This window comes from Streptomyces sp. NPDC050416, assembly GCF_044458845.1.
In the GTDB taxonomy this organism is placed as follows: Bacteria; Actinomycetota; Actinomycetes; order Streptomycetales; family Streptomycetaceae; genus Streptomyces.
In genome coordinates this window covers 563,884-580,613 of record NZ_JBITII010000004.1, presented here as the reverse complement: position 1 = coordinate 580,613, position 16,730 = coordinate 563,884, and the positions used below count along the sequence as shown (strand labels likewise).

Below are 16,730 nucleotides of genomic sequence, written 5' to 3'. Positions count from 1 at the left end.
GCGGGGTGCCGCTGCGCCCACCCGTGCCGCCTGGGGGCACCTCCCAGGCCCTTAAGGCATGGGGGAGGCACGATTGCCCGCAGCCAAGGCAACCACGGCGCCCGCAGCGGTTGGCGCGTGAACGGGAGTTAGTTGGTGTAGGACCCCATCGCGCCGTTCCGAGGACGGACACCCCCCGGCGCGGCCCCGACCCACCGCATCCCAGTAGGCGCTACGCGCACCCACTCAGCGATGCACGAGACGCCAGACAGGTCCGTGCGCAACCTGCTGCCGGCGTCGCAGCACCCCGACAGTCACCACCACGGCCCCCACAGTCCCCGCAGCCGCCCCGGCAACCAACACCGGCTTGCGATGCGTCGCCTTGTCGTGCACCGTGTGACCGGCCTGCGCGGCGCTGCTCCGCAACTGCACCGTCATCGCCCCGGCCTTGTCCCGGAGATCGGCCGCCCGCGCCCGCGCACGCCCCTTCACATCCGCCTTCCCCGCCAGCTCTTCCACCGTGTTCCCGAGCTCACCACGGGTCCGCTCGATCTGCTGCCGCAGCTCATCGGGCCCCTTGGCTCCGCCCGTCGCGCCTGTCGCGCCCGTCGCGTCCGTCATCGATGCGCCCTTTCCCTGATCTCCTCCACGTCCGCCTTGACACTGCCGAGCGCCTCCTGGGGCGTGGGAGGCGTTGCCCGGCGCAACTGCGCCCGGCCGGCAGCGCCCAGCACGGCCGCGATCACGAACAGCACCCCCGTCACGATGAGCGCAGCGGCCCAGACGGGCAGCACCAGCGAGAGGGCGGCGACCCCCGTCCCGGCCAGCGCGAGCAGCCCGGCGTAGGCGACGGCACCCGCCGCACCGAGCAGCCCACCACCGCGCCCCGCACGCCGCCCCTTCTCGGCCAGTTCCTCCTTCGCCAGAGCCACTTCCTGCCGCACGAGCCGGGAGAGCTGCTCCGCGGCCTGTGAGACGAGCTCGCCCACGGAGTGGCGCTCGTCGTGCACGGCCCGATGATCGATGGTCCCGGTCACGGTGTTCCGCCTCCTCTCGACGTAGGAACCCCCGAGTACCCGGCCGGCCACCCGCTACCCCTTCCCCCTGCAGGGCCGGCCCTGCAGCGCCGGCCCTGCGGCGCCACCCCTGCTGTGCCACCACTGAAGCCGACGCGACCGGAAAGCACCCCTTACGAATACCGGGTAGCAGAATTAACTGGAGCTACACAGTCACGCTGCCGACACTACTCACATGACGCCCCCCTTCGGCCGCGCCCTGTGCGCGATGATCACCCCGTTCACGACGTCCGGCGCCCTGGACCTCGACGGTGCCCAGCGCCTCGCCGCCCACCTGGTCGCCCAGGGCTGCGACGGCCTCGTCCTGTCCGGCACGACGGGCGAGTCACCGACCACCACGGACGCCGAGAAGTCGGCCCTGATCGCAGCCGTCCGCGAGGCCGTGGCCGACCGGGCGTCGATCGTCGCGGGCATCGGCACGCCCGACACCCGCCACACCGTCGACCTGGCCCGGGAGGCGGAAAAGGCGGGCGCGGACGGCCTGTTGGTGGTGGCGCCGTACTACAGCAAGCCCCCGCAGGACGCGATCGAGGCCCACTTCCGCGAGATCGCCGACGTCAGTGAGCTCCCGCTCATGCTCTACGACATCCCGAACCGCACCGGCGTCCGGGTCGAACCGGAGACGATCCTCCGTCTCTCCGACCACCCCAGGATCGTCGCGGTCAAGGACTGCTCGTACGACTTCCTGGCCGCCCAGAAGGTGCTGGCCCGCACGGACCTGGCGTACTACGCGGGCTGCGACGAGCACAACCTCGCCCTGTACGCGGTGGGCGGGGCCGGCTACGTCAGTACGGTGTCGAACGTGATCCCGGCCCGGCTGCGAGCGGTCCTGGACGCGTTCGACGCGGGCGACACGGCACAGGCGGCCCGCCTCCAGCAGCAGGCCACCCCCCTCATCGAGGCGATCATGTCGGCGGGCCTGCCGGGCACGGTGACGACGAAGGCGCTGCTCACCGCCCTGGACCTCCCGGCCGGCCCGGTCCGCGCCCCGCTCCGGCCGGCCGGCCCCGCCACGACCGACGCCCTGCTGGCGCTCCACGCGGACCTCACCCGGACCTGATCACCGCTCCGCGAACACCGGCTCCCACCGCCCCTTGGTGTTGTCCTTGGGCGACCGGAAATCACTGAGCGGGGTCGTCTTCCCGCCGCCGATGTGCACCAGCACCAGCCGCTGGTGGTACTCGTTCCCGTCCGGTCCGATGTCCCAGGCGACGAGCGAGTCCCCGTCCGCCCAGGCGAGCAACTGCTGCCCGCGTACCTCGCGCTGCTTCCCGGTGCGCGCGTCGAGCACGAAGGAGGACGTCTTCCACTTCTGCCCCGCGAACGGGCCGGCGACGAGCTGCCCGTCCGGCGACACCCCCGCGTCGACGGACCAGTCCCGGTACCGTTCCAGCGCGGGCGCGGGGACTTCCTTGCCGGTGAAGTCGTAGAACTTCTCGCCGGGTTCGGTGGGCATCCCCGACCAGACGAGACGGCCGTCGCGGGTGAACGCGAAGTCCTGGCGCGAGTTGATGAACGCATCGGGATTGTGCGCACCCCCGCCGATCTCCACCCCCGCCCAGGAACTGCTTCCGGAGGCCACGTCGATGACGTGGAACCCGGTCCGGTCCGACTCCATGAAGGGGACGTCCCAGCCCTCCGACCCGTCGATCTTCACCCGGCGGTCGGGGTTCTTGCTGTACGTCGTCGCGACGAGCTTCCTGCCGTCGGTGGAGAACTCCACCCCCGCCACCGGCCGGTCGACCGGGATCCACCGCTTGACCTGACCGCTCGCCAGGTCGAGCAGCCCGATGCGCGGCACGGGCAGGTCCCGTTCGAGAACGGCGGCGGTCGTCATCCCGGGGGCGACGGCGACGTACGACCACCGGTCGTCCTTCACGTACTTGTTCGTCTTCGGGTTCAGCAGCCAGTACGTGCGCTTGGAAACGGCACGGTCGGGGGACTGCTCGACGATCGACCTGGTGAAGTACGCGGCCAGGGCGACCCGGCCGGCGGCGATCAGGTCGCGCGGCGGCGACTGGTCCGGACGGGCGGTGACGCCGGTCTGCTCCACTCCGCCCGAGGGACGTACGTCCTGCTTGCCCGGGTCCAGCATCGGCACGGCCACGGCGACGGCGACCACGGCGGCGGCCGCCGCGGCGGCGGAGGCGAGTCGGCGGCTGCGGCGGCGCCGGCGGACCGCGAGCACCCGGTCGGCGAAGCCGGGCGCCACGGGCGGCTGCCCCTCGGCCTGGTCGCGCAGCGCGTCGCGCACGAGTTCGTCGACGTTCACTGACGCACCTCCACGGGCGAGTAGTCACGGGACGGCCGCTCTTCCGCGGCGGCCGGGCCCAGGGCGGCCAGCTCGGGCGCGATGGCGCGCAGCCGGGCCAGGGAGCGGTGGGTGGCGGACCGCACGGTGCCGACGGAGCACCCCAGGATGCGGGCCACCTCGGCTTCGGGGAGATCCTCGAAGTAGCGCAGGACGAGCACGGTGCGCTGCCGCGCGGTCAGCCGGGCCAGCGCGCCCCGCATCAGCAGACGCAGCTCGGCCGCGCCGGAGGCGTCCGGGGCCGCGGTGGTCTCCGGCGGTTCGGCGACGCTCAGTTCGCGCCTCGGCCACTTCAGCCGCCAGCGGCTGACCTGCTGGCGGTAGAGGATCTGCCGGACGTACGCCTCGGGTTCGTCGATCCGGTGCCAGCGGCCCGCCGCCTTGATCAGCGCGTTCTGGAGCAGGTCCTCCCCCGCGTGCCGGTCGCCGCCGCTCAGCAGGACCGCGGTCTTCAGCAGCGTGGACGACCTGTTCGCCACGAATTCCCGGAAGCTCTCCTGCGCTTCGGCATCCATCGTCACCTTCGCCTTCCCCCGGGGCGGACCCGCTGCCCGCCCCCGTACCCCTTGTGACGCTCGCGGGAGCCTCCCGCTATGCCACCCGCCGGACACGGAAAACGGGCCGGGGCCCGTACCGCGAGTGTGCGCGGTACGGGCCCCGGCCCGTCGAACTGCCGGCTCAGTTCCAGGCGTACCCGTCACCGAACAGCAGCGTGTGCTCCAGCACGTCCTCCGCCGGGTCGTCGACCTGGCCGACGTTGACGTTGATCAGCCCGACCCGATGGCCGTTGTGCGACCCCGTGTTGGTCTCGTCGGCGTACGCGGCCCCCGCCGGCAGCCAGCACACCACCAGCGCCGTGACCGCCCCGGCCAGACAGCGCACCACGCCCCGCCCCCGCTCGTTCTTCATGTCCCGGTCCTCGTTTCGTAGCTTCGACTTCTGATCGGACACGACGTCCACCCGTTCATCGGACCCTGCGTCCACCCGTTCATCTGCCAAAACCACCACGAGGTCACGCGGGGTACCTCGTACGGGGTGATCAGTTGTGGCTGTGCAGGATCTCGTTCAGCCCGCCCCACACCGCGTTGTTCGGCCGGGCCTCGACCGTGCCGGTGACCGAGTTGCGGCGGAAGAGGATGTTGGAGGCGCCGGACAGCTCGCGGGCCTTGACGATCTGGCCGTCGGGCATGGTGACGCGGGTGCCGGCGGTGATGTACAGGCCGGCCTCGACGACGCACTCGTCGCCGAGGGCGATGCCGACGCCCGCCTCGGCGCCGACCAGGCAGCGCTCGCCGATGGAGATGATGACGTTGCCGCCGCCGGACAGGGTGCCCATGGTCGAGGCTCCGCCGCCGATGTCCGAGCCGTCGCCGATGACGACACCCGCGGAGATACGGCCCTCGACCATCGAGGTGCCGAGTGTGCCGGCGTTGAAGTTGACGAAGCCCTCGTGCATGACGGTCGTGCCCTCGGCCAGGTGCGCGCCGAGGCGGACCCGGTCGGCGTCGGCGATCCGCACGCCCTTGGGAGCCACGTAGTCCGTCATCCGCGGGAACTTGTCGACGGAGGTCACCTGGAGGTGCAGGCCCTCGGCGCGGGCGTTCAGCCGGACCTTCTCGAGGTCGTCGACGGCGACCGGGCCGAGCGAGGTCCAGGCGACGTTGGCGAGGAAGCCGAAGATGCCGTCCAGGCTCTGGCCGTGCGGCTTGACCAGGCGGTGTGAGAGCAGGTGCAGACGCAGGTAGACGTCGTGCGCGTCGATGGGCTTCTCGTCGAGCGAGGCGATGACCGTGCGGACCGCGACCACTTCGACGCCCCGGCGAGCGTCCGGGCCGAGCGCCGCGGTCGCACCGCCGCCGAGCAGCTCGGCGGCCTGCTCGGCGGAGAGCCGCTCGGTGCCGGACGGGCCGGGCGCGTCGGCCAGCTCGGGCGCGGGGAACCAGGTGTCGAGGACGGTGCCGTCGGCGGCGATCGTGGCGAGCCCGGCGGCCACGGCGCCGGTGGAGCGAGGAGCAGTCGTGTCGGTCATGAGGGCAACCTAACCGGCGGACAGCGGTCGATGCGAACCCGTGCGGGGGCGTCTCACGTGCCGGGCGGTACGTTCCGCCGCTGGTCGACGACGCCGCGGCGACGGCGAGGGCGGTACGTCCCGCCGCTGTTGGTCGACGGCGCGCGGCGACGGCCCCGCCATCGGGTCGCCCCGGCGCTCCCTCACCCGCGCGCCCCGACTCACGCCCCTCCGACTCATTCGCCCCCGACTCACGCCCCTCCGGCTCGCGTAGCCCCCGCGACGACCCGCCCCAGCACCTCCCGGGCGTACGCCTCGTCATAGGGCACCCCGGTCAGCAGCACCTGGAGGCAGATGCCGTCGACGACCGCCACCAGCGCCCGTGCGGTCACCGGATCCGTACGCCGGGACAGCAGCTCGGCGACGCCCTCGGCCCACTCGGCGGCGACGGGCCGCAGGGCGGGCCTGCGCAGGGCGGCGAAGTACAGCTCGTACTCGAGCTCGACGCCCGTGCGGTCGCCCGCGAGCCACTCCCCCATCCACCCGGCCAGCTCGTCCGCCAGGTCGGTCCGGGGGTCCTCGAGACCGCCCCGCCCGGCGACGACCTTGGCGAAGCCCTCGTTGGCCTGACGCAGCGCGGCCACCAGGAGTTCGTCGAGGGTCTTGAAGTGGTACGTCGTCGAGCCGAGCGGCACATCGGCCTCGGCGGCGGCCGAGCGGTGGCTCAGCCCGGCGATGCCCTTCGCCCCGACGACCCGGATCGCCGCGTCGATGATCCGCTGTCGCCGCTCGGGGTCGTAGCGCCGGGGCATCAGTGGGCACCCCCCAGGTTCAGCACCACGACCCCGAAGATGATCAGCGCGATCCCGGCGGTCTTGGCGACGGTCATCCCCTCCCCGAGGAACACGAACCCGATCGCGGCGATGGCGGCGGTGCCGGCGCCGGCCCAGATGGCGTAGGCCGTTCCGACGGAGACGGTCTTCAGCGTCTGCGCGAGCAGCGCGAAGGAGACGAGGTAGCCGAGGAGTGTCAGCAGCGAGGGTCCGAGCCTGCTGAAACCCTCGCTGTACTTCATGGCGGTCGTCGCGCCCACTTCGGCGGCGATGGCCCCGGCCAGCAGCAGATAACCCATATGTACGAGCGTACACAACATCTGTACACCCGTACGCAACGCGGGAAGAGATACCGCTTTCAACAAACACCCCCCAGGGATCCCACCGGTCCACTACGGTGTCACCCGATCACACACCGGGTCACCACAACTGCGCCGCCGTCAAGGGTGCCCGCCGGAGGAAAAAGCGCATGTCAGAAGAGAAGTCCCGGCCCCCACTGGACCGCCCGTGGGAGAGCGGCTGGGCCCCGGACACCACCCGGGCACCGGGAACGCGACGGCTCTGGCTGGCAGGCGCACTCGCCCTGGCCACAGTCACCGCCTGCGTGACGGCGATCACCGTGATGGACAGCCGGACCGGCGAGCCGACCCCGTCGGCGGCGCAGCCGACGACCCTCAGCAGCTCGGCACCGGGCGGCCTGATCTCCTTCGCAACGCCCTCCAAGACGCAGAAGGCGCCCGCCAAGCACCACAAGCGCCCGTCGCCCACCCCCACCCGAAGCACATCGCCCCGCCCCGAGGCCAGTCCGGAGCCGCACACGAAGGCGCCGAAGCCCCCGGCGTCCCACCGGTCTTCCCCATCGGCGAAGCCCCCGGCGGCGAAGACCGGGACCTCCATACGCTCCGTCAACTACCCCGACCGCTACTGGCAGACCAGCGGCGGCTACGTCACCCTCGCCCCGGCCGGCTCGGCCTCGGCCCGCCGTAACGCCACCTTCGAGCGAGTGGCGGGCCTGGCCGACTCCTCCTGCTACTCCTTCACCACGGCCGACGGCTCCTACCTCCGCCACCGCAACTTCGTCCTGGGCGCGGAGCGCAACGACGGCTCGTCCCTCTTCCGCAAGGACGCCACCTTCTGCCCCCGCCCCGCCAGTTATGCGGGCGCGATCACGCTGGAGTCGGTGAACTACCCGGGCCGCTTCCTCCGCCACCGCAACTTCCAACTCCGCCTCGAGCCGTACCAGTACGACGGCCTGTACCGCGCGGACTCGGCGTTCCGGCTGGTGGACGGGCTGGACTGACACACGCGAAGGGGCGGCACCCCGGGAGGGTGCCGCCCCTTCGTCAGTCAGAGAACCTCAGATGTGGATCCCAGACGGGGATCTCAGACGTTGAACCCGAGCGCCCGAAGCTGCTCACGCCCATCGTCCGTGATCTTGTCGGGGCCCCACGGCGGCATCCAGACCCAGTTGATGCGCAACTCGCTGACCAGGCCGTCCGTGGCGGACTTCGCCTGGTCCTCGATGACGTCCGTCAGCGGGCAGGCCGCGGAGGTCAGGGTCATGTCGACGGTCGCGATGTTCGACTCGTCGACGTGAATGCCGTAGATCAGGCCGAGGTTGACGACGTCGATGCCCAGTTCGGGGTCGACGACGTCCATCAGGGCCTCACGGAGTTCTTCCTCCGAGGCCGGCTTCATCTCCACGGTCTCGCTCATGCCGTCGTCTCCTTCTCGGCGTCGGCGCCGCCCAGCACCTGGGCCGTAGCGTCCTTCCAGGCCATCCAGCTCAGCAGGGCGCACTTGACCCGGGCCGGGTACTTGGACACCCCGGCGAACGCGACCGCGTCCTCCAGGATGTCCTCCATCGCGTCGTCGGGTTCGAGCTTCCCCTTGGACTGCATCAGCTCCAGAAAGGTCTCCTGGATCTTCCGCGCGTCGGAGAACTCCTTGCCGACGAGGAGTTCGTTCAGTACGGAGGCCGAGGCCTGGCTGATCGAGCAGCCCTGGCCCTCGTACGAGACGTCCTCGATCTTCGTCCCGTCGTACTTCACGCGCAGTGTGATCTCGTCACCGCACGTCGGGTTGACGTGGTGCACCTCGGCGTCGCCATCCCGCAAGCCCCGCCCGTGCGGGTTCTTGTAGTGGTCCAGGATGACTTCCTGGTACATGGAGTCCAGTTTCACCGTCTAGCACGCCCTTCAGCCGAAGAAGTTCCGTACGTGCTCCAGGCCGTCGACCAGCGCGTCGATCTCGGCCGGCGTGGAGTACAGATAGAACGACGCTCGCGTGGTCGCAGGAATTCCGTACCGCAGGCAGACCGGCCGCGCGCAGTGGTGGCCGACCCGGACAGCGATGCCCTCCTCGTCGAGGACCTGGCCCACGTCGTGCGGGTGGATGTCCCCGAGGGTGAAGGAGATCGCCGCGCCGCGCTCCTCGGCCGTGGTCGGGCCGATGATGCGCAGGTTCGGGACCTCCAGCAGCCGCTTCACGGCGTACTCGGTGAGGGCGTGCTCGTGGGCGAGGATCTTGTCCATGCCGATCGAGTTGAGGTAGTCGATCGCCGCGCCGAGACCGACCGCCTGGGAGACCGGCGGGGTGCCCGCCTCGAACTTGTGGGGCGCCGGGGCGTAGGTCGAGGAGTGCATCGACACCGTCTCGATCATCTCCCCGCCGCCGAGGAAGGGCGGCAGGTCCTCCAGGAGCTCCTGGCGGCCCCACAGGACGCCGATGCCCGTCGGGCCGCACATCTTGTGGCCGGTGAAGGCCACGAAGTCGGCCTGGAGGGCCTGTACGTCCAGCGGCATGTGCGGCGCGGCCTGCGAGGCGTCGATGCAGACCAGCGCACCGACCTGCTGGGCGCGGCGCACGATCGCCTCGACCGGGTTCTGGGTGCCCAGGATGTTGGAGACCAGCACGAAGGAGACGATCTTCGTCTTCTCGGTGATGACCTCGTCGATGTTGGACAGGTCCAGGCGGCCGTCGTCGGTGAGGCCGAACCACTTCAGCTTCGCGCCCGTGCGCTGCGCGAGCAGCTGCCACGGCACGATGTTGGAGTGGTGCTCCATCTCCGTGATGACGATCTCGGTGTCGGAGTCCACGCGGTAGGGCTCGTCGGCCCAGCCCAGCATGTTCGCCACGAGGTTGAGCGACTCGGAGGCGTTCTTGGTGAAGATCACCTCGTCGCGCGAGGGCGCGTTGATGAAGTCCGCGACCTTGTCGCGCGCGCCCTCGTACAGCGCCGTGGCCTCCTCGGCGAGGACGTGCACGCCACGGTGGACGTTGGCGTTGTGCTGCTCGTAGTACTCGGAGAGCACGTCGAGCACCTGGCGCGGCGTCTGCGAGGTCGCCGCGTTGTCCAGGTACACGAGCTTCTTGCCGTCGTGGACGACGCGGTCCAGGATCGGGAAGTCCTTGCGGAGCGCCTCGGTGTCGAGGAGGCCCGGCAGCTGTGTCACGCGGATGCGCCACCCTTCGTGTATGCCTCGTAGCCCTCTTCCTCCAGCTTGTCGGCGAGCTCGGCGCCGCCGGACTCGACGATCCGGCCGCCGGAGAAGACGTGCACGTGGTCGGGCTTGATGTAGCGGAGGATGCGCGTGTAGTGCGTGATCAGCAGGGTGCCGACCTCGCCCGTCTCGCGGACGCGGTTCACGCCCTCCGACACGACGCGCAGGGCGTCGACGTCCAGGCCGGAGTCGGTCTCGTCGAGGACCGCGATCTTCGGCTTGAGCAGTTCAAGCTGGAGGATCTCGTGGCGCTTCTTCTCACCGCCGGAGAAGCCCTCGTTGACGTTGCGCTCGGCGAAGGCGGGGTCCATGTTGAGGCGCTCCATGGCCTCCTTGACCTCCTTCACCCAGGTGCGCAGCTTGGGGGCCTCGCCGCGGATGGCGGTGGCGGAGGTGCGCAGGAAGTTCGACACGGAGACACCCGGGACCTCGACCGGGTACTGCATCGCGAGGAACAGACCGGCGCGGGCGCGCTCGTCGACGGACATCTCCAGGACGTCCTCGCCGTCGAGGGTGACGGTGCCGCCGGTGATCGTGTACTTCGGGTGTCCCGCGAGGGAGTAGGCGAGGGTCGACTTGCCCGAGCCGTTGGGGCCCATGATGGCGTGCGTCTCGCCCTGCTTCACGGTGAGGTCGACACCCTTGAGGATTTCCTTCGTGCCGTTCTCGACCTCGACGGTGACGTGCAGGTCTCGGATTTCAAGCGTTGCCATGGGTGCCTCAGGACTCCTGGGTGAGGGAGACGAGCACGTCGTCCCCTTCGATCTTTACGGGGTATACGGGGACGGGGCGCGTCGCGGGAAGGGCGTCGGGCTTGCCGGAGCGGAGGTCGAAGCGCGAGCCGTGCAGCCAGCACTCGATGTGACAGTCGTCGACCTCGCCCTCCGACAGGGAGACGTTCGCGTGCGAGCAGATGTCGTGGATCGCGAACACCTCGCCCTCGGTCTGCACGATGGACAGGGGCGTGCCGTCGAGTTCCACCCGCTTCGGGGTGTCCTCCTCCAGCTCGCCGAGTCCACAGGCGCGTACGAAGGTCATCCGACCGCGGCCTCCAGCTCCTCCTCGATCTTGGCGATCAGGCGCTCCTCGATGTCGGGGAGGCCGATCTGCTGGACCAGCTCGGCGAAGAAGCCGCGGACCACCAGACGGCGGGCCTCGTACTCCGGGATGCCGCGGGCCATGAGGTAGAAGAGCTGCTCGTCGTCGAAGCGGCCGGTCGCCGAGGCGTGGCCGGCGCCGACGATCTCGCCGGTCTCGATCTCGAGGTTCGGTACGGAGTCCACGCGGGCCCCGTCCGTGAGGACCAGGTTGCGGTTCATCTCGTACGTGTCGGTGCCCTCGGCCTTGGCCTCGATGAGCACGTCGCCGATCCACACCGCGTGCGCGCCGTCGCCCTGGAGCGCGCCCTTGTAGACGGCGTTCGACTTGCAGTGCGGGACGTTGTGGTCGACCAGGAGGCGGTGCTCCTGGTGCTGGCCCTGGTCGGTGAAGTACAGGCCGAACAGCTCGGCCTCGCCGCCGGGGCCGGCGTAGCGCACGCGCGGGTGCAGCCGGACGACATCACCGCCGAAGGTGACGACGACCGACTTGAAGGAGGCGTCGCGGCCGACGAGCGCGTTGTGCTGGGCGACGTGGACGGCCTTGTCGTCCCAGTCCTGGACGCAGACGACGGTCAGCTTGGCGCCGTCGCCCAGGAGGTAGTCGACGTTGGCGGCGAGCACCGCGTCACCGGTGTGGTCGATGACCACGACGGCCTCGGCGAAGGCGCCCAGCTCGATCACCTGGTGGCCGAAGGCGGTGCCGCCCTGGCCGTGCACGGCGATGCGGATCGGCTCGGTGAGGACGGTCTCCTTCGGCACGGTCACGACCGAGGCCTTCTCGAACGCCGAGTAGGCCTGGGCGGCGACGCGGTCCACCGGGGTGCCCGCCTTGCCGAGCCGCGCGTCGTCGCGGCCGACGGTCTCGACGGTGACGCCCTCGGGGGCCTGGACGTCGACCTTCACGCCGTTGCCGTCGGCCACGGCGGTGCCGTCGTGCAACCCGCGCAGGCGCTCCAGCGGGGTGAACCGCCACTCCTCCTCCCGGCCGTGCGGGACGGGGAAGTCCGTGACGCTGAAGGAGGGGGGCGCGCTCATGCGGGTGGCGACGGTCGACTCGGCCGCCACCGCGATCGAGCCGGTGGTGGTGGAGCCCACCGGGATGTTCTGAGCCTCAGCCATGGCTGTCGTAGTGCTCGCTTTCCGTTACGTAAAGGGGCTTGATGGGGCTGCGGTGGGGATCAGCCGACCGCGCCTTCCATCTGCAGCTCGATCAGCCGGTTGAGCTCCAGCGCGTACTCCATGGGGAGCTCCTTGGCGATGGGCTCGACGAAGCCGCGCACGATCATCGCCATCGCCTCGAACTCACTCAGACCGCGGCTCATCAGGTAGAAGAGCTGGTCCTCGGAGACCTTGGAAACGGTGGCCTCGTGGCCCATGGACACGTCGTCCTCGCGGACGTCCACGTAGGGGTAGGTGTCCGAGCGGGAGATCGTGTCGACCAGCAGCGCGTCACAGAGCACGTTCGACTTGGAGCCCGCGGCGCCCTCGCCGATCTCGATGAGACCGCGGTAGGACGTACGGCCGCCACCGCGCGCGACGGACTTCGACACGATGTTGGACGACGTGTTCGGCGCCATGTGGACCATCTTGGCGCCCGCGTCCTGGTGCTGGCCCTCGCCGGCGAAGGCGATGGACAGCGTCTCGCCCTTGGCGTGCTCGCCCATCAGGTAGACGGCCGGGTACTTCATCGTCACCTTGGAGCCGATGTTGCCGTCGACCCACTCCATGGTCGCGCCCTCGTAGGCCACGGCACGCTTGGTGACCAGGTTGTAGACGTTGTTCGACCAGTTCTGGATGGTCGTGTAGCGGCAGCGGGCGTTCTTCTTGACGATGATCTCGACGACCGCGGAGTGCAGCGAGTCCGACTTGTAGATCGGGGCGGTGCAGCCCTCGACGTAGTGCACGTAGGCACCCTCGTCGACGATGATCAGCGTCCGCTCGAACTGGCCCATGTTCTCCGTGTTGATGCGGAAGTAGGCCTGGAGCGGGATCTCCACGTGGACGCCCGGCGGGACGTAGATGAAGGAGCCGCCCGACCACACGGCGGAGTTCAGCGACGCGAACTTGTTGTCGCCGACGGGGATGACGGTCCCGAAGTACTCCTTGAAGAGCTCCGGGTGCTCCTTCAGGGCCGTGTCGGTGTCGAGGAAGATGACGCCCTGCTCCTCCAGGTCCTCACGGATCTGGTGGTAGACGACCTCCGACTCGTACTGCGCGGCGACACCGGCGACGAGGCGGTTCTTCTCGGCCTCGGGGATGCCCAGCTTGTCGTACGTGTTCTTGATGTCCTCGGGCAGGTCCTCCCAGGAGGCCGCCTGCTTCTCCGTGGAGCGCACGAAGTACTTGATGTTGTCGAAGTCGATCCCCGACAGGTCCGAGCCCCAGTTCGGCATGGGCTTCTTCTCGAAGAGGCGCAGGCCCTTGAGGCGGAGCTTGGTCATCCACTCCGGCTCGTTCTTCTTGGCGGAGATGTCGCGGACGACGTCCTCGTTGATGCCGCGCTTGGCAGAGGCGCCGGCCGTGTCGGAGTCGGCCCAGCCGTATTCGTACTTGCCCAGGCCCTCGAGCTCAGGGTGGGCAGTCTCCGTGGGGAGAGTCATGCGGGGTTCCTCCCGGCCGTGCTTGCAGATGCGTTGTGGGAAATCTTGGGGATGAACGTCGTGCAGACGCCGTCGCCGTGCGCGATGGTGGCGAGCCGCTGTACGTGTGTACCGAGCAGCTCGGCGAAAAATTCCGTCTCCGCCTCGCACAACTGCGGGAACTGCTCGGCGACGTGGGCGACCGGGCAGTGGTGCTGGCAGAGCTGCTCACCCTTCTGGGGGTGGGGCGCACTGCGCGCCGTAGCAGCGTACCCGTCCGCGCTCAGCGCCTTGGCCAGCGCTTGTGTCCGCTGCTCGGGCGCGGCGGCCTCGACCGCCTCGCGGTACGCGCCCGCCTGCGCGGCGATCCTGGCGCGGGCGAAGGCGGCGATCGCCTCGTTCCCGCCCTCGCGGTCGGCGATCCAGCGCAGCGCGTCCGCCGCCAGCTTGTCGTACGACTGGTCGAAGGCGTCCCGGCCGCAGTCGGTCAGGGCGAACACCTTGGCCGGCCGGCCGCGGGTGCGCGCGCCGTAGACCCGCTGCTCGCGCGCTTCCACGACACCGTCGCCCGCGAGGGCGTCGAGGTGCCGGCGCACGGCCGCCTGGGTGAGACCCAGCCGCTCGGCGAGTTCGGCGACGGTCGACGGGCCGTGGTCCAGGATGGACCGCGCGACCCGGTTGCGGGTGGACCGCTCCCCGGTCGCGAGCTCGTCCTGAGGGGACCCCGTGGGGTTCTCCCGAGCCTCGCCGACGTTTTTCACAACGCCATTGTTGCGTAATTCATCGGGACCGGGCAAGCGGCGTCCGGCCACCCCGGGGGTGCCCTGCATCACTTAGGTAAAGCTAACCTGACCTGCGGAAACGATCACTGATCGATCAAAACGGTGGCATGCCGAAGCGCCTTGGGGGACACTCCCGAACCATGTCCACACCCCCTCCGACCGGCCCTCTTGTCACCCGGGACACCCTGCGCACGCAACTGTCCGAGCTGGGTGTGCGCCCCGGCGAGACCCTCCTCGCGCACTCCTCGCTCAGCTCCCTCGGCTGGGTCAACGGCGGGGCCGTCGCGGTGGTGCAGGGGCTGCTCGACGCGCTCGGCCCCCAGGGCACGCTGGTGGTTCCGACGCAGACCGGCGACCTCTCCGACCCGGCGCTGTGGGGAAACCCGCCCGTACCCCCGGACTGGTGGGAGACCATCCGCGCCACGATGCCCGCCTACGACCCCCGGATCACGCCCACCCGCGGGGTCGGCGTCGTCCCGGAAACCGTGCGCACCTGGCCCGGCGCGCTGCGCAGCGCCCATCCGCAGACCTCGTTCGCGGCGGTCGGCCCGCGCGCGGCGGAGGTGATCGAGGGACACGCTCCCGACTGCCGGCTGGGCGAGCGCAGCCCGCTCGCGAAGCTGGAGGCCATGGGCGCCCGGGTCCTGCTGCTCGGCGCCGGCTACGCCTCCTGCACCAGCTTCCACCTCGCCGAGTACCGGATACCGTCCCCGCGCGTCGCCGTGGGCCGGCCGGGCCCCGACGGCTGGGAGACCGTGACGGAGGTGTCGATCAGCTCGGACCGTTTCGACGAACTGGGCTACGACTTCGAGCGGGACCGTCCCGTCGTACGCGGAAAGGTCGGGGCGGCCCAGGCGCGGCTGTTCCCGGTGGCGGACGCGGTGGCCTACGCCGAACAGTGGCTGGCGGTCCACCGCCCCCGCGATGAACAGTCCTGAGCCGGGCCGCCTGAGCCCCCGCTGACCTCGCTACGACGGGCGGGAAGTCGTCCGGAGGCTGCGGGCGGACGACCGGACGGAGGAGTGCCACCTCGTCGTCTCCTCCGTGCTCGACTCGGACGATCCGAGGGAGCTGGCGACCGGCTTGTCGGCCAAACCGTTCCGGCAGGCGGCGGTGACACAGCTCCTCGTGCGAGCTGCTGGACCGCCTGGCCGGGATGACAGGCGGACCTGGGCCGCACTGGCGCCGACCGTCACGGCGATGCTGGGCAAGGTCTCCGCCACCGGCCGACGGCCCTGGTCGTGCCATACCTGCTGAGGAGCCTGCACGGACCGCGTACCGTGCCGTACCAGGTAGTCACCGCGACGCTGGCCTCCCTCGGCCCTGACGCGCAGTTCCGGGTCCCCGCAGGGCTTCAGGACCCGGCGCCCCTCCGAGCCATGGCGATCGAGGTGCCCGGCGTGACCAGAGCGATTTCTTCCGCGCGTCGAACGCCCCCGACGCGGCCATTCCGGGCACTGGCCTCGGGTTGACCATCGTCCGCACCATCGTGGCGAACCACGGGGGCGAGATGTATGTGCACTCCGAGGAGGGCCACGGCACCACCATCACCGCCCGGCTGCGATCGCCGCCGCGCACGGGGCGGCCGCCTCGTCCTGAGGCGGCCCGCCGGGTACTGGGGTGGGTCAGACGGTGTCCTCGAAGGTCACACCCCGCGTCCGGTAGTCGGCGACGGCGGCCTGCACCTCGGACGGGCTGAGCACCTGGTCCTGGGCGAAGTACACGTAGTCGACCTCCTGCTCGTACGCGCGTGTCTTGCGGCTGTTGATCCCCGTCAGGTTGATCAGCCAGTGGCTGAAGCGGATGCTCATCGTCGACTCGGGCAGGTACGGCTCGGTGTGCGTGGCGAAGTGCCGGCCGTCGATGTAATAGGTGATGGCGGTGCTGTCGACCGTGATGACCACGTCGTGCCACCCGGCGAAGCTCGCGCGTTCCTGGGTGGTGACGTACTCCTCCTGGGGCGGGTCCTCCGAGTATGTCTCCCACGAAGAGGCGAGCAGGGCGCTGCCGGTGATGCCCCATCCGCCGTTGGGCAGATACTCGAAGTCGAGTTCGCTGTAGGCCGGGTCCATCGGGTAGTTCAGCGGCGAGATGGTGAAGAACGTCTGCACCATGCGGTCGCCGTCGGGGCCGTAGCTCGGCACGTCGCTGAAACGCACCCGCGCGGCGTAGGTGCCGTACAGGAACTTGCGCTGCTGGTAGATCTCGGTGTGTTCGGTGCCGGTAGCCGTGCCGTTGGTGCCGGAACGCATCGTCATGATGGAGTTGCCGGACTCGGTGGCGAAGGAGAAGTTCTGCGGCTTCCACGTGGCACCGGGCACGCCCGGCCCGCCCTGGCCGGACCGCAGGGTCCAACCGTGCTGGGTGAGCAGCGGATCCGTGTAGCCCGTGTAGTTGAAGTCGTCGAACAGCGCCGGGACGACGGCGGGCTGGGCGGCCGCGCGCGGGGCCGGGAGGACGACGAGGGTCGCGCACAGCAACCCGAAGGCGGCGAGGCCGGCAGCGGCCCTCACCCTTGAGAGCAGAAGGTGTCTGAGCATGAGTCAACTGCCTTTCCTG

The 16,730-nt window shown here is 70.2% G+C and carries 20 protein-coding genes and 1 pseudogene; 4 read left to right on the top strand and 17 right to left on the bottom strand.

Translation table 11 applies throughout. The features are described 5' to 3' along the window. Positions 1-225: 225 nt before the first annotated feature. Positions 226-600: a DUF3618 domain-containing protein gene (locus ACIBL4_RS15940; protein ID WP_399410299.1), complete on the bottom strand. Its 375-nt coding sequence runs from the start codon at positions 598-600 to the stop codon at positions 226-228. Beyond that, positions 597-1,016, bottom strand: coding sequence for a phage holin family protein (locus tag ACIBL4_RS15935; RefSeq protein WP_399410297.1), 420 nt, complete (start codon positions 1,014-1,016; stop codon positions 597-599). The genes ACIBL4_RS15940 and ACIBL4_RS15935 overlap by 4 nt, the downstream gene beginning before the upstream one ends. Positions 1,017-1,230: 214 nt before the next feature. Between ACIBL4_RS15935 and dapA the strand changes: the two genes are divergently transcribed. Further along, a complete protein-coding gene (gene dapA / locus ACIBL4_RS15930) occupies positions 1,231-2,115 on the top strand; it encodes a 4-hydroxy-tetrahydrodipicolinate synthase (protein WP_399410295.1) in 885 nt (294 codons plus the stop codon). Here dapA and ACIBL4_RS15925 read toward each other — a convergent pair whose 3' ends face one another. The 6 genes from ACIBL4_RS15925 to ACIBL4_RS15900 all read right to left on the bottom strand — a co-directional run bounded on the left by ACIBL4_RS15925 (position 2,116) and on the right by ACIBL4_RS15900 (position 6,506). Continuing rightward, positions 2,116-3,327 carry a WD40 repeat domain-containing protein gene (locus ACIBL4_RS15925; protein ID WP_399410293.1) on the bottom strand — a complete coding sequence of 404 codons (1,212 nt, stop codon included), beginning with the start codon at positions 3,325-3,327 and terminating at the stop codon, positions 2,116-2,118. Next, positions 3,324-3,881, bottom strand: a complete 558-nt coding sequence (locus ACIBL4_RS15920; protein WP_399410291.1) for a SigE family RNA polymerase sigma factor — start codon at positions 3,879-3,881, stop codon at positions 3,324-3,326. The genes ACIBL4_RS15925 and ACIBL4_RS15920 overlap by 4 nt, the downstream gene beginning before the upstream one ends. 163 nt (positions 3,882-4,044) lie before the next feature. Further along, the gene (locus ACIBL4_RS15915; protein ID WP_399410596.1) at positions 4,045-4,275 is read right to left on the bottom strand and encodes a hypothetical protein; all 231 of its coding nucleotides are present in this window, start codon (positions 4,273-4,275) and stop codon (positions 4,045-4,047) included. Positions 4,276-4,405: 130 nt separating this feature from the next. Continuing rightward, positions 4,406-5,395: a 2,3,4,5-tetrahydropyridine-2,6-dicarboxylate N-succinyltransferase gene (dapD, locus tag ACIBL4_RS15910; RefSeq protein WP_399410289.1), complete on the bottom strand. Its 990-nt coding sequence runs from the start codon at positions 5,393-5,395 to the stop codon at positions 4,406-4,408. A gap of 230 nt (positions 5,396-5,625) precedes the next feature. Continuing rightward, positions 5,626-6,186, bottom strand: a complete 561-nt coding sequence (locus ACIBL4_RS15905; RefSeq protein WP_399410287.1) for a TetR/AcrR family transcriptional regulator — start codon at positions 6,184-6,186, stop codon at positions 5,626-5,628. Beyond that, positions 6,186-6,506 (bottom strand): DMT family transporter, encoded by a 321-nt coding sequence (locus ACIBL4_RS15900; RefSeq protein ID WP_399410285.1) that lies wholly within the window; start codon positions 6,504-6,506, stop codon positions 6,186-6,188. The genes ACIBL4_RS15905 and ACIBL4_RS15900 overlap by 1 nt, the downstream gene beginning before the upstream one ends. Positions 6,507-6,676: 170 nt before the next feature. Between ACIBL4_RS15900 and ACIBL4_RS15895 the strand changes: the two genes are divergently transcribed. Beyond that, entirely contained in the window at positions 6,677-7,507 is an 831-nt protein-coding gene (locus ACIBL4_RS15895) for an AbfB domain-containing protein (RefSeq protein ID WP_399410283.1), read from the top strand. An 83-nt stretch (positions 7,508-7,590) separates the two neighbouring features. Here the strand turns inward: ACIBL4_RS15895 and ACIBL4_RS15890 are convergent, their stop codons facing one another. The 8 genes from ACIBL4_RS15890 to ACIBL4_RS15855 are packed head-to-tail and all read right to left on the bottom strand — an operon-like array spanning position 7,591 to position 14,150. Further along, entirely contained in the window at positions 7,591-7,923 is a 333-nt protein-coding gene (locus tag ACIBL4_RS15890) for a metal-sulfur cluster assembly factor (protein WP_003989431.1), read from the bottom strand. Continuing rightward, positions 7,920-8,390 carry a Fe-S cluster assembly sulfur transfer protein SufU gene (sufU, locus tag ACIBL4_RS15885; RefSeq protein ID WP_086561392.1) on the bottom strand — a complete coding sequence of 157 codons (471 nt, stop codon included), beginning with the start codon at positions 8,388-8,390 and terminating at the stop codon, positions 7,920-7,922. The genes ACIBL4_RS15890 and sufU overlap by 4 nt, the downstream gene beginning before the upstream one ends. 15 nt (positions 8,391-8,405) lie before the next feature. Further along, entirely contained in the window at positions 8,406-9,662 is a 1,257-nt protein-coding gene (locus tag ACIBL4_RS15880) for a cysteine desulfurase (protein WP_399410280.1), read from the bottom strand. Then, complete coding sequence (sufC, locus tag ACIBL4_RS15875; RefSeq protein ID WP_010039743.1) at positions 9,659-10,423, bottom strand: Fe-S cluster assembly ATPase SufC; 765 nt, start codon at positions 10,421-10,423, stop codon at positions 9,659-9,661. Before sufC ends, ACIBL4_RS15880 begins: the two co-directional genes overlap by 4 nt. Before the next feature lie 7 nt (positions 10,424-10,430). Next, entirely contained in the window at positions 10,431-10,748 is a 318-nt protein-coding gene (locus tag ACIBL4_RS15870) for a non-heme iron oxygenase ferredoxin subunit (protein ID WP_086561395.1), read from the bottom strand. Continuing rightward, a complete protein-coding gene (gene sufD, locus ACIBL4_RS15865) occupies positions 10,745-11,929 on the bottom strand; it encodes a Fe-S cluster assembly protein SufD (protein ID WP_399410278.1) in 1,185 nt (394 codons plus the stop codon). Before sufD ends, ACIBL4_RS15870 begins: the two co-directional genes overlap by 4 nt. Before the next feature lie 59 nt (positions 11,930-11,988). Further along, positions 11,989-13,410, bottom strand: a complete 1,422-nt coding sequence (gene sufB, locus ACIBL4_RS15860; protein WP_020273984.1) for a Fe-S cluster assembly protein SufB — start codon at positions 13,408-13,410, stop codon at positions 11,989-11,991. Continuing rightward, positions 13,407-14,150, bottom strand: coding sequence for a helix-turn-helix transcriptional regulator (locus tag ACIBL4_RS15855; RefSeq protein ID WP_399410276.1), 744 nt, complete (start codon positions 14,148-14,150; stop codon positions 13,407-13,409). Before ACIBL4_RS15855 ends, sufB begins: the two co-directional genes overlap by 4 nt. Positions 14,151-14,311: 161 nt before the next feature. Between ACIBL4_RS15855 and ACIBL4_RS15850 the strand changes: the two genes are divergently transcribed. Together ACIBL4_RS15850 and ACIBL4_RS15845 are read left to right on the top strand one after the other, a co-directional pair. After that, positions 14,312-15,109 carry an aminoglycoside N(3)-acetyltransferase gene (locus ACIBL4_RS15850; protein ID WP_399410274.1) on the top strand — a complete coding sequence of 266 codons (798 nt, stop codon included), beginning with the start codon at positions 14,312-14,314 and terminating at the stop codon, positions 15,107-15,109. 428 nt (positions 15,110-15,537) lie between these two features. Continuing rightward, positions 15,538-15,870 (top strand): annotated as a pseudogene (locus tag ACIBL4_RS15845) (ATP-binding protein); the annotation flags it as partial. Here ACIBL4_RS15845 and ACIBL4_RS15840 read toward each other — a convergent pair. Beyond that, positions 15,797-16,711 carry a glycoside hydrolase family 16 protein gene (locus ACIBL4_RS15840; protein ID WP_399410272.1) on the bottom strand — a complete coding sequence of 305 codons (915 nt, stop codon included), beginning with the start codon at positions 16,709-16,711 and terminating at the stop codon, positions 15,797-15,799. The pseudogene ACIBL4_RS15845 and the gene ACIBL4_RS15840 overlap by 74 nt on opposite strands. Between the last annotated feature and the right edge of the window lie 19 nt (positions 16,712-16,730).